The organism is Limnoraphis robusta CS-951, from assembly GCF_000972705.2.
In genome coordinates, this window is record NZ_LATL02000013.1 from 1 (window position 1) to 12,396 (window position 12,396).

Annotated in this window: 9 protein-coding genes and 4 pseudogenes; 7 read left to right on the forward strand and 6 right to left on the reverse strand. The window is 40.4% G+C overall.

The features are described 5' to 3' along the window. From WN50_RS01065 to WN50_RS01075, 3 genes and pseudogenes are all read right to left on the reverse strand, one after another. Positions 1–474, reverse strand: a pseudogene (locus WN50_RS01065) (hypothetical protein); the annotation flags it as partial. Between the two features lie 53 nt (positions 475–527). Further along, entirely contained in the window at positions 528–941 is a 414-nt protein-coding gene (locus WN50_RS01070; RefSeq protein WP_046280697.1) for an ExbD/TolR family protein, read from the reverse strand. A gap of 49 nt (positions 942–990) precedes the next feature. After that, positions 991–1,650, reverse strand: coding sequence for a MotA/TolQ/ExbB proton channel family protein (locus WN50_RS01075; RefSeq protein ID WP_046280693.1), 660 nt, complete (start codon positions 1,648–1,650; stop codon positions 991–993). 551 nt (positions 1,651–2,201) lie between these two features. On the opposite strand from WN50_RS01075, the gene WN50_RS37265 reads away from it, so the two are divergent. From WN50_RS37265 to WN50_RS01125, 7 genes and pseudogenes are all read left to right on the forward strand, one after another. After that, positions 2,202–2,803: calcium-binding protein (locus tag WN50_RS37265; protein ID WP_425354770.1), on the forward strand; the 602-nt coding region annotated here is incomplete at its 3' end. 512 nt (positions 2,804–3,315) lie between these two features. Further along, the coding region (locus WN50_RS37270) for a TonB-dependent receptor domain-containing protein (protein WP_425354771.1) at positions 3,316–5,419 on the forward strand (2,104 nt) is incomplete at its 3' end. Between the two features lies 1 nt (position 5,420). Continuing rightward, a pseudogene (locus WN50_RS37275) lies at positions 5,421–5,973 on the forward strand (TonB-dependent receptor domain-containing protein); the annotation flags it as partial. 746 nt (positions 5,974–6,719) lie between these two features. After that, on the forward strand, positions 6,720–8,105 hold a 1,386-nt coding region (locus tag WN50_RS37280; RefSeq protein WP_425354772.1), incomplete at its 3' end, for an ABC transporter ATP-binding protein/permease. 64 nt (positions 8,106–8,169) lie between these two features. Then, positions 8,170–8,463: an ATP-binding cassette domain-containing protein gene (locus WN50_RS01115; RefSeq protein WP_342586719.1), complete on the forward strand. Its 294-nt coding sequence runs from the start codon at positions 8,170–8,172 to the stop codon at positions 8,461–8,463. Next, on the forward strand, positions 8,447–10,135 hold the full coding sequence (locus WN50_RS01120) for an ABC transporter ATP-binding protein/permease (RefSeq protein WP_046280695.1): 1,689 nt from the start codon (positions 8,447–8,449) through the stop codon (positions 10,133–10,135). Before WN50_RS01115 ends, WN50_RS01120 begins: the two co-directional genes overlap by 17 nt. Positions 10,136–10,231: 96 nt before the next feature. Further along, on the forward strand, positions 10,232–10,906 hold the full coding sequence (locus WN50_RS01125) for an SH3 domain-containing protein (protein WP_046280696.1): 675 nt from the start codon (positions 10,232–10,234) through the stop codon (positions 10,904–10,906). Between the two features lie 82 nt (positions 10,907–10,988). On the opposite strand, the gene WN50_RS01130 is transcribed toward WN50_RS01125, so the two are convergent. The 3 genes and pseudogenes from WN50_RS01130 to WN50_RS01140 form a co-directional block, all read right to left on the reverse strand. Beyond that, the gene (locus WN50_RS01130; RefSeq protein ID WP_200906180.1) at positions 10,989–11,318 is read right to left on the reverse strand and encodes a zinc ribbon domain-containing protein; all 330 of its coding nucleotides are present in this window, start codon (positions 11,316–11,318) and stop codon (positions 10,989–10,991) included. A gap of 30 nt (positions 11,319–11,348) precedes the next feature. Next, positions 11,349–11,655 (reverse strand): annotated as a pseudogene (locus WN50_RS01135) (zinc ribbon domain-containing protein); the annotation flags it as partial. Positions 11,656–11,723: 68 nt separating this feature from the next. Further along, positions 11,724–12,396: pseudogene (locus WN50_RS01140) on the reverse strand (RNA-guided endonuclease InsQ/TnpB family protein); the annotation flags it as partial.

A 12,396-nucleotide genomic window follows, 5' to 3' on the forward strand; every position in this document is an offset into this window, starting at 1 on the left:
AATAGGTGCAGGTTCGGGGGGCGGTTGTTCGGCGACGGGTTCGGGTTCAGCTTCAGGAAGGCTTTGTAGGTCTGCTGGGGCTGGCTGTAATGATTCAGTTTCCGGTTGATCGACCGGAGGATCTACAGAGGCGAATTCTTCAACAACTTCTTCAACAATTTCTTCGGGAATTTCTTCGGGTTCTTCAACAATTTCTTCGGGAATTTCTTCAACAATTTCTTCGGGTTCTTCGACGACTTCTTCGGGTGAGGGTTCAACCTCTTGTTCTTCTTCGACGACCTCTTCTTCTACGACGATAAATTCTATGGCATCTTCTTCAACAATTTCGAGTTCTCGATCCAGAAAACCACTGAACGCCAAAGCAAACAGTCCCCCATGAAGGACGGCTGAGATCGTTAGACCTGCGATGATCCAGAGTTTGACTTTTTGCTCGTCTTTATGTCGTTGTTCAATGCAAGTTTCTGAGAGACTCATAACTGAAAAATTGAAAGATCAACTATTCTGAGGAATATTAGGATTTGAAATCTTTAATTCTCTCCTGGAGAATCAGGTTTTTTGGTGGCGATCGCCAGTTTTGCCCCTTCTACTCGTCGGATTTGATCCATGACTTCCACAACGATTCCGTGATTAACCGCTTCATCCGCATTTAGGATCACAATGCGACTATCATTTTGGGGAATAAGTTTTCGCACTTCCTGTTCCAATTGTTGAACGGCGAGGCTTTCGCGATTAAGCGCCACTTTTCCTTCGCTATCAATTGTCACAGCAATTTGTTCAGTTTTTTGCTGTTGAGATGTTGAGGCTTTGGGCAGGTTAACGGGTAATCCTTCTGATCGGGTTAAAAATAGGCTAGAAATAATGAAAAATGCCAAGATTGAGAAAATCACATCAATCATCGGCACGATGTTAATTTCTGCCGGACGATCTGCTTCGTCATCCATGAGGTTGATCATAAATTTAGCTATCTATAAGGATCTAAAACGTTTTGAATTAGGCTTTATGAACGAGGGCATTATTTCGCAATTTATCATATTCATATTTGCGACGATACAGGAGTTCGAGTTGACCTCCGTATTCTTGAATCAGGGCAACTTGCCGTTTATAAAAGGCGCGAAAGGTATTGGCAAATAAAAGGGTAAAGATTGCTACAATCAACCCCAATACGGTAGAAGCTAAAGCCTCGGTAATTCCTCCTGTTACCCCTGTACTGCTACTTCCTTGAACATCACCAATTCGCAGAGAAGAAAATGCAGTCATTAATCCTAAAACGGTTCCCAATAATCCCAGTAACGGGGAAACAGCAATAATGGTGTCAAACACACTATTAAAGCGGCGTAAAACCGGAAGTTCGGCTTGGGCGGCACTCTCGATCGCGATGCGAAATTCTTCGGGGTTCGGTTCTTCAAGTTCGAGGGCTTCGAGAAAAATTCTCGCAATGGGAAGATCGACATTCAGTTGCAGAAGGTCTATAGCCTGTTGGGGATAGGACTTATAGAGTTTTAGGGCTTCTCGCACGACTTGACTTTGACGCCGCCAGATGCGGAACCAAAAAAAACCCCGCTCGATCACAAAGGCGATCGCTAATATAGAGAATACAAGCAACGGCCACGCCACGATGCCTGCATCTTGCACTAAGGTACTGAATTGCATGGAACTCGCTTTCTGAGGTAGACAATGAAACTCCTAACGGATGCTTTACGTTATACCACTATCTGTGCTAAATGAAAAGTGTTATCAATAAGATTTTAGGATTTAGTAGCAGTTGACAAGAGGATAAAGAATCGGTACACTCTACCTTTGCTGAGTCTGACCAACAAAAAAAGATACTCTCAGACTGGCTACAAGTACCTCAAGTAAAGGCTATGACTGAGTTTTGGAGGTTGGAACTGTGAGCCTACGGGTGAACAGTGTGATCAGTTTCGGCTGTTGGATCGAAGTCAAAAGTCGCTGATTTAGATGAGAGTAAGACTTGTTAAATTTTGAGAAAACTTGAGAATGACTAAAAATAGTCTAGAGAAAGTCCCAATATTTGATAGACTCAATGAAATTAAAAAGATTTAATCTCATCTATTTGTAAGACTCGAACATCTATTGTGCCAACTGTTGCAACTGACTGAAGTGGCATTCCTCAATCTTGATAGCCTTTCAATCCAGTCCGCTATAATCTAAGCTGTTTTATTAATTGAGAAAGATTCTTAAACATGACCAGTAACTTTGATCCCTCCAGTAACGTTTTCCAACTGACTCCAGGCCCCGATGTCTTCACTGTACTCACAGGACAGCTTGCCAACTTCCCAGGAGGTTTAGCGGCTTTAGCTGGGAATGACAGTGTAACGGGTTCAGCGAGTAACGACTTGATCAATGGAAATCAAGATCGAGACACCCTATCCGGGGGAGGGGGGAACGACACCTTGTTTGGCGGTATCGGAGAAGATGAACTGTTTGGACAGCTTGGCAATGACACCTTGTATGGAAACAAAGGGTTAGATAACCTCGATGGCGGAGACGGAAATGATTTGTTATTCGGAGGTTTAGATCGAGATGCTTTAGTGGGTGGCTTAGGAAATGATACCCTCTCCGGTGATAGAGGAGAAGATTATCTCATCGGAAATCAAGGTGCGGATGTCTTTGTTTTGAGTTCGGAAGGGCCGGGAGTATCCAATCAATTTGGTGATTTTATCCTAGACTTTGATAACACTGATTCGATTGGATTAGCCGCAGGATTAACCGCAGGTAATCTAAGATTTAGTGAGGAAAGTATTAATATAGAAGACACCTTAGAGTTGTTGCCTTTTGATTTGGANGGAAGGGCCGGGAGTATCCAATCAATTTGGTGATTTTATCCTAGACTTTGATAACACTGATTCGATTGGATTAGCCGCAGGATTAACCGCAGGTAATCTAAGATTTAGTGAGGAAAGTATTAATATAGAAGACACCTTAGAGTTGTTGCCTTTTGATTTGGATTTGGCAGGTTTAGCAGAACAAGGTGTTTTTAATCTCAGTTCTCTATTTAATGCTGCGGGTAGTGTTAGATATACAGAAATTTCAACCAGCAGTGGCGAGGTCTTAGCGGCAGTTGTCAATCAAACTCCTGAATCTTTATCCAGTCGCATCATTTCTGTACAGTTGTAAACATTAAATCTTTTCGTTGAGAGAGATAGAAATAGAAGTTTATATAAACCTCTATTTTCTCTCAAAACCTTTTCTTTAGCTCGATTGTTCGCCTTAGTTTTGTGGACTTAGCCGCCTCAATTTTTTCTAATGAAATTAGATGAAAATTACCTGTCATTTTTCTTAGCCACCTTGCTCAGTATGGGGGTGACACCAGTTGCTTTTGCTGAGTCCACTTGTTTAGCAGGAGAAGGCGAACGCCAAGCCGAGGAATTAACTTCAGAAGATGAAATAGCAAATAACTGTCAATCACCCTCCGAACAACTCACTGCAACTCAGCCATTAACAATCAGTTTATATGAACCAGAAGTTTCAGAGGTTTCAAGTATTCAAGAAATAGAAGAACCTTTTACCGAAGCTAAATATCTTTCTCCAGAATTCTCACCTCCTCCCCCTCAAACCTTTCAAGTAACCCAAGCCGAATCAGCCGTTGTACAAATTATTGGAGTGAGTTTAAATCCGACAGCCGGAGGCGTAGATATTGTCTTAGAAACCGCTACTCAAGCGACCCTACAAACATCAACTTCTGTAGACGGAAATACATTAACCACTGAAGTTTCTAATGCCGTATTAGCTTTACCGAGTGGGGGAAGTTTTCAAGCCGAAAATCCAGCCACCGGAATAGTTTCTGTTCGAGTCCAACAAATCGGTGAAAATCGCGTTCAAGTGATTATTGTTGGAGAAGATGCGATTCCGACTGTAACAGTTAATCCTCGTGATACCGGTTTAGTTTTAAGTGTTACTCCCGAAGAAATTATTCAAATCACAGTAACCGCCACCCGAACCGAAGAAAATCCTGACGATATTTCTCGCTCGATTACCATTATTGAACGAGAACAAATTGAACAACAGAGTAATATGTCAATTAACTTAAGAGAAATTCTCGCTCGAGAAGTTCCAGGATTTTCGCCCCCAGATTTACAACGAAATCAAAATGGAACATTGCGAGGACGTCCGCCTTCTTATTTAATTGATGGTGTACCGATTGATTCTAACGGAATTCGAGGTTCATTTTTAAATATTTCTCCCGATGCGATTGAACGAATTGAAGTAATACGCGGCCCAAACGCCGTTTATGGTTCAGAAGCAACAGGCGGAACCATTAACTTTGTGACTCGAAGACCCTCGGAAGTACCTGTTACAAATATTAGAGTCGGCGCTGATTTTTCCGGGGCAGATAATTCATTTTTTGAGGGAGATAGTGATGGGAATGTTCTGGAATATTCTCTGTCGGGTGCGATTTCTCCTAAAGTTGGTTTTCGGGTAAATTTTTCCCGAGAGCGAACCGAAACCTATTATGATGGTGAAGGAGATCCGATTTTTAATTTTCGCCCTCTAGATAAAAGTGAAGCCTTTAATGCTTTAGCGAGTTTAGGGATTTATTTTACTGAAAAACAACGACTAAATTTCACGTTTAACTATTACTATAATGAGCGAGCTGAGAATAATTTAATTCTCGATCAAAGTGTTAATGAACTTCCGGCAGGAACCAGTAAAGCTAGAGCGATAGAAGTCGGAAATCAAGACTTTATTGATACCAATCCAGCGTTTAATCGTAATACGTTGGCGAATCTAGTTTATAGCCATGACGATTTATTTTTTAATAGTCAAGTTCAGCTTCAAGCTTACTATACCTCTAAACCAGAGTCCCAAGGAGTTCAAGATGGTCGAGTCTTGCTGCAAGAGGTTTATGTCAGTCAAATTGATGTCGAAAACTGGGGCGGACGTTTACAAGTTAATACGCCTTTATTTACCGGAGCGAGTTTATTTTGGGGAGCAGATTATAAACATGATCGACCGAGTAATACCTATGATATTATCGATGCTGAAGAATTTGATGAAAGTGGCGGACGAACGATTCGCAAAATTGATGAACGCACCTTTATTCCTGAATATACTGTTGGAGAGTTAGGAATATTTAGTCAATTAAAATGGGAACTGGGTCAAGATTGGGTGATTAATGCGGGTGCGCGTTATTCAAATTTTGATGTCAGTATTCCTCAGTATACGAGTTTTGAAGGAATTGATGTTGAAGGAGGTGATTTAAACTTTAGTAATGTGGTCTTTAACTTGGGTACAGTTTATAAAATCACCGATCAATTTAATATTTTTGTCAACTTTTCTCAGGGATTTTCCTTACAACGATTTAGCGAGTTACTGACTTTTCCAGAAGAAGGATTTTCAATTTCAGAAGATGTTGATGATCTTCAGCCTCAAAAAGTGAGTAATTATGAACTTGGAGTTANGATTTAAACTTTAGTAATGTGGTCTTTAACTTGGGTACAGTTTATAAAATCACCGATCAATTTAATATTTTTGTCAACTTTTCTCAGGGATTTTCCTTACAACGATTTAGCGAGTTACTGACTTTTCCAGAAGAAGGATTTTCAATTTCAGAAGATGTTGATGATCTTCAGCCTCAAAAAGTGAGTAATTATGAACTTGGAGTTAGAGGAACTTGGTCAAGTTTTGAATTTACAGTTTCAGGTTTTTATAATGATTCAAAATTTGGGGTCGTTTCTATTGATCGGGGGGATGGTTTATTCTTACCTGTCCGCGCACCTAGACGGATTTATGGCGTAGAAGCAACGGTTGATTGGCAACCATTTAATAAGTTAAGTTTAGGAGGTACAGTCAGTTGGCAAGAAGGAGATGTTGACGTAGAAGATGATGGAAATTATCTCGCAATTACCAGTACAGAAATTTCACCTTTAAAAGTGACTGCCTATGTTGAAAGTGAATTTATAAAAGGTTGGTTTAATCGTTTACAATTAATCGTGGTTGGCGATCGCCAAAGAGNATTGGCAACCATTTAATAAGTTAAGTTTAGGAGGTACAGTCAGTTGGCAAGAAGGAGATGTTGACGTAGAAGATGATGGAAATTATCTCGCAATTACCAGTACAGAAATTTCACCTTTAAAAGTGACTGCCTATGTTGAAAGTGAATTTATAAAAGGTTGGTTTAATCGTTTACAATTAATCGTGGTTGGCGATCGCCAAAGAGCCTTTGATGATGACATTGATTCCTCCCCAGTAGAAAGTTACACTGTTGTTGATTTAATTAGTAGTATTCAAATCGGGCCGGGAACGTTCAATATTGGAATTGAAAATATATTTGACAACTTTTATTTCCCCGTAGAGTCTCAAGTTTTAGGAGGAACCAGTAATGATAACCGTCGTCCGGGTCGAGGTCGAACCCTTAGTTTTAATTACCGAGTTAGCTTTTAGATGAATCAGCAAATATCGCCCAAATTCTGGCAGCAATTCTGGATCATTGCCAAACTTTATTGGTCTTCTAGAAATCAGAAAAAAGCCAAAATATTACTTTTACTCCTGATTGCTTTATCCTTTATTAGCAGTGGATTTCTCGTCCTAGAAACATTACAAAGAGGAGAAATATTATCAGGTCTAGCGGCTCAAAATTATCAAAGATTTTGGCAAGCCACGTTACTGTTTTTAAGCTTGATTTTAATCGGTGTTCCTAGCCTGGGATTTAATAACTACATTCAAGCCAATTTAAGCTTACATTNTTACAAAGAGGAGAAATATTATCAGGTCTAGCGGCTCAAAATTATCAAAGATTTTGGCAAGCCACGTTACTGTTTTTAAGCTTGATTTTAATCGGTGTTCCTAGCCTGGGATTTAATAACTACATTCAAGCCAATTTAAGCTTACATTGGCGACGCTGGATGACTCGCAACTTTCTCGAACGATACTTAGATCATCAAGCCTTTTATCACCTCAACACCCATTCAGAAATTGATAACCCAGACCAACGAATTTCAGAAGATATTCGCGCTTTTACTCAACAATCTCTCTATTTCTTTGTTTTATTTTTAAACGCAGTTATACAGCTCATTTTCTTTATCGGGTTGCTGTGGTCAATCTCTCACTTTTTAACGCTATTTTTAGTATTTTATGCTTTAGTTGCAACTTTCATCGCCACCTTGATTTTTACTCGAACTTTAGCTAAAATAAATTATATTCAACTCCAAAAAGAAGCCGAACTTCGCTCCGGTTTAGTTCATGTTCAAGATTACGCGGAAGCGATCGCACTCTATCGGGGTCAATCCCAAGAATCCCAAGAACTCCATCATCGATTCTTACAAGTTTATCAAAACTTTAGCCGACTTATTCAATGGGAATTTAATCTCAGCTTATTTCAAAATAGCCTGCAATACATCACGTTTATTTTACCTGTTATTATTCTTTCACCGAGTATTCTATCAGGACAATTAGAAATTGGCGTTATCGCTCAATCTGAATCTGCATTTGGTCGCATTTGGTTCGCACTCAGTTTGATTCTAAATGAATTAGAAAACCTAAGTGCTTTAGCCGCATCAACAACCCGTTTATTTATTCTACATCAAGCTTTCCAAACTTCCAGTCAACCGTCCAAAAACTCCGTTATACAAATTCAAGATAGTCAAAACTTTATTCTTGAAAATCTTACCTTAAAAACGCCAGACTATCAAAATACATTAATTAAAAACCTATCTCTGATTATTCAATCAAACGAATCTTTACTGATTACCGGAGCGAGTGGCGTTGGAAAAAGTTCTTTACTGCGTGCGATCGCAGGTTTATGGACATCTGGAGAAGGAAAAATAACTCGACCCCAGCGAGAACAAATGCTTTTTCTTCCTCAACGTCCTTATATGATTTTAGGATCTTTACGTCAGCAACTCCTCTATCCTCATCCAGAAAATCAGTTGAATGATCAACAATTACTCGATGTTCTCAAACAGGTTAATTTACCCGATATTTCTACTCAATACGGTGGGTTAGACATCATCAGAAAATGGTCACAAGTGCTTTCTATTGGAGAACAACAACGTCTAGCTTTTGCGAGATTACTATTACATCAACCCGAATACGCCATTTTAGATGAAGCAACCAGTGCATTAGATATAGACAATGAAGAATTACTCNCTCGATGTTCTCAAACAGGTTAATTTACCCGATATTTCTACTCAATACGGTGGGTTAGACATCATCAGAAAATGGTCACAAGTGCTTTCTATTGGAGAACAACAACGTCTAGCTTTTGCGAGATTACTATTACATCAACCCGAATACGCCATTTTAGATGAAGCAACCAGTGCATTAGATATAGACAATGAAGAATTACTCTATCAACATCTTCAAAAAACAGGAATTCATTTGATTAGTGTAGGTCATCGTTCCACCCTTTTCAAATATCATCAACGAGTATTAGAACTATCAGTGGATTTGAATTGGCGTTTACTGGCTTCTCACGAATATCAATTTTATGATCAAAAAAATTAATCTAAAACTCTGGGAAAAATGGTTATCCGTTGCTCATCTTTATTGGTCTTCTTCTGAAAAATGGGGTGCGATCTCTCTTTTAGTTGTAATTATTATTTTATCACTGCTGGTTTCGGGTTTATTAGTTGCAGTGGCTATTTTTTTAGGAGAAATAACATCAGCACTGGTTGCTCAAAACTCCCAACGTTTTCAGCAAGCCTTACTCTTATTTATCGGCGTGATTATCATCGGTACTTTCGCCTCTTCATTCAAACTGTATTGTCAAGCAAAATTAAGCCTATACTGGCGACGATGGCTAACGCATTACTTGATCAATTCCTATCTGAATAACTCTACTTTTTACTTTCTGAGCGAATCTTCGGAGATTGATAATCCTGATCAAAGAATTGCTGAAGATATTAAAACCTTTACTCAACAGTCGGTTATTTTATTCTCCAGTCTACTCGACTCCGTTTTACAACTGATCGCTTTCACAGGTACACTCTGGACAATTTCTCCATTTTTAATGACTTTTCTCGTGAGTTATTCTCTCATCGGGACTGTATTTGCAACCGTGTTTTTTGGTCGAATCTTAGTCGGGATAAACTATAAACAACTTCAAAAAGAAGCGGACTTCCGTTATGGATTAATTCAAATTCGAGAACAAGCAGAGTCTATCGCTTTTTATCAAGGTCAAAGCCAAGAATTAAATATATCCTGGAATAAATTCCAACAAGTTTTTATCAACTTCAAACATTTAATTACATGGCAACTCTATCTCAATCTTTTTCAAAACAGTTACCAATACATCACGTTTATCATTCCTGGATTAATTCTCGCGCCTCAGATTTTTTCGGGAGAACTAGAAGTCGGAATTGTTACCCAAGCTGGAACCGCATTTAAAACCATTTTAATTGCTCTGACCTTAATGATTGCTCAACTCGATAAACTCAGCCTTTTAGCAGCTACAGCGAATCGCTTAGAAAGATTAAAACAATTGATGAGCAACTTTCCGACTCTCAAATCCGATCAAACAACGATTGAAATCATTGAAAGTTCTCAACTCGCTTTTCAAAACCTTTGTTTACAAACGCCTGATCAGAAAAGAACAATCATCAACCATCTATCTTTTTCGATTTCTCCTCAAGAAAATCTGCTGATTATCGGAGCCAGTGGTGTCGGAAAAAGTTCACTTTTACGAGCAATTGCAGGGTTAGGTCAATCGGGTTCAGGAGTCATTTTTCGACCCAAACCGGAAGAGATTTTATTCTTACCTCAGCGTCCTTATGTGTTTCAAGGGTCTTTGCGTCGTCAATTACTTTATCCTCAAACCGAACCCAACATTTCTGATGAAAGACTTTATCACATTTTACAACAAGTTAATCTGAACAAATTAGCAGTCAAGCTTTCAGATTTAGATAGAATCGAAGATTGGAGTCGAATTTTATCCACCGGAGAACAGCAGCGTTTAGCCTTTGCGCGTCTGTTTCTCTATCAACCTCGTTATGCAATATTAGATGAATCTACCAGTGCTTTAGATTCCGAAAACGAAGAATTCCTTTATCAACAACTGACCGATTTAAAAATCACCTATATTAGTGTTAGTCATCGTCTCACAATTTTGAAGTATCATCAATATCTCTTGAAACTAGAACCCAACCAAAATTCAATTGTTGTACCCATTCCCCAATAAATACAAACTTGTCCGTTCTTTCCGCACTCGTCACAATAACGGTATAGAATTGAACAGGCTTAGTGTTCAGTTTGTTAACCTTATCCCCTTATTTTGATGAGCGATACTGCCATTGTGAGAACCGAGGGTAATCCCTTAAATGTTCGCTCTAGCCCGAATGGTGAGATTATCGATAGTATCCCCAACGGTACCGAAGTTGTAGTGATAGGTTCTCCGGTGAAAGTGGGAAACTGGAATTGGGTGTCTATTGGCCCGAATCGTTGGGTCGCGATGGAATTTTTAGTCCTGCGCCCCACTCCCAACACAGCCCAGCCTTCAACAACCGATGGACTCAGTGGGCCAAAAGTCGTGGCGACTCAAACCTCCCAATCTATTGCTGGAGGGCTAAAGGTTTATCAGACCGAGTTAATCGATAGTACAGGTCGTGTGATTAACCGAATACGCTGCATTTCCGGTCGGGTGGGCTTGCAAGAACCATCCAATTTCCCAGAGTCTCAAACCCCGATACCCTTTGGGATATACAGCTTTGATTATCCCGGTCATGTGGAGTACGCAGAAGGCGAATTTGGGGGCGTGTGGTCGCCTGTCACCCCAACCTTTGAAACCCAGCGAGGGGGATTTGGCATTCACTACGACCCTTCCGCCTTTGAAAACAACTCCCAAAGCGGAACAGCCGGCTGTTTAGCAACACCCACCCCCGAAGAGCGAGATGTGATGACCAATTTTATTATTCGCTACAAACCCACCCATTTAATTGTCCGGAAAGGTTAGGCAATCATCCAATGGTACGGGTAATTTTTGAATTACCCCTACAACTGATAACGGGTGACTGAAAATTGACATACTCCCACCGTTAATTGCTAAAGCAATTCTTCCGGGGGATTCTTAGATTCACACCTAAAAGTTTCTGCTTCACAGACTCTTGGCTAGGCATTACTGCCCCCGCTAGATCGTCTCCACAGACATTTTCAGATACGCCATGCCCTAGCGCATATTCAATACCACGATTTCTGATCACCTGTGCGGCAGCCACATCCCTATTGGTTTTATATCCACATTCAGGACAATTATGTTCTCTTTCGGAGAGTAACTTTTTGCCCGTGTGGAACCCGCAGTTAGGACAGATTTGAGAAGTATAATTCTTGTCCACCTTGGCGACAAAAACATCCCGCTTCCATGCCACCCAATTAAGGATGGTGACAAACTGTCCAANCTGCCCCCGCTAGATCGTCTCCACAGACATTTTCAGATACGCCATGCCCTAGCGCATATTCAATACCACGATTTCTGATCACCTGTGCGGCAGCCACATCCCTATTGGTTTTATATCCACATTCAGGACAATTATGTTCTCTTTCGGAGAGTAACTTTTTGCTCGTGTGGAACCCGCAGTTAGGACAGATTTGAGAAGTATAATTCTTGTCCACCTTGGCGACAAAAACATCCCGCTTCCATGCCACCCAATTAAGGATGGTGACAAACTGTCCAAAACTAGCATCTAAGGTATGTTTGCCCAACATTCCTTTTGCCCAAGTGATGAAGTTTATGTCTTCAATGAAGATGGCTTCGGCTTGGTCGCAAAGATGGNAGCATCTAAGGTATGTTTGCCCAACATTCCTTTTGCCCAAGTGATGAAGTTTATGTCTTCAATGAAGATGGCTTCGGCTTGGTCGCAAAGATGGTGAGCCAATTGAAAATGCCAGTCTTTTCTAGTATCAGAAATGCGTTGGTGTAACCTAGCAATCCGTTGGTTGAGCTTGTGACGATTGTTAGACCCTTTTTGCTTGTTCCTTAATCTACGTTGTAGCAATTTCAGCTCACGGTGTAGTTGGTTCAAGAATCGAGGTCTTGCAACAAGCTCCCCATCGGAGGTTGCTAAAAATTTATCTAACCCCAAGTCAATGCCCAAGGGATGCCCGTGGAATGGAACATCAGGGACACTGACATCCAATTGTAGAGAAAGCATCACGAAGTAACCTGATGCCCGTCGCACAATCCTCGCCTGTTTAACCTCGAAACCTTCGGGAATATCCCTGGACTTTCTAAATTTAATCCACCCCAATTGAGGGAGTTTGATCTGATTGCCCTGAACACAATCCTTGAGCATTTGAGGGTAAACAAAAGAGCGCAGTCGATATTTATTCTTGAAGCGAGGAAACCCTTTCTTCTTTGACTGCATATCGACAAAAGCCCTGTCCAACGACCTCAACACTTGCTGTAGCACTTGGGCGTTAACGCAGGACAACCTTTCATCCTTTTTC

Bases quoted from the DNA above. Each gene is read 5' to 3' on its own strand.
- WN50_RS01070 (WP_046280697.1), bottom strand. From the start codon at position 941: ATGGATGACGAAGCAGATCGTCCGGCAGAAATTAACATCGTGCCGATG.
- WN50_RS01120 (WP_046280695.1), top strand. From the start codon at position 8,447: ATGATCAAAAAAATTAATCTAAAACTCTGGGAAAAATGGTTATCCGTT.
- WN50_RS01075 (WP_046280693.1), bottom strand. From the start codon at position 1,650: ATGCAATTCAGTACCTTAGTGCAAGATGCAGGCATCGTGGCGTGGCCG.
- WN50_RS01125 (WP_046280696.1), top strand. From the start codon at position 10,232: ATGAGCGATACTGCCATTGTGAGAACCGAGGGTAATCCCTTAAATGTT.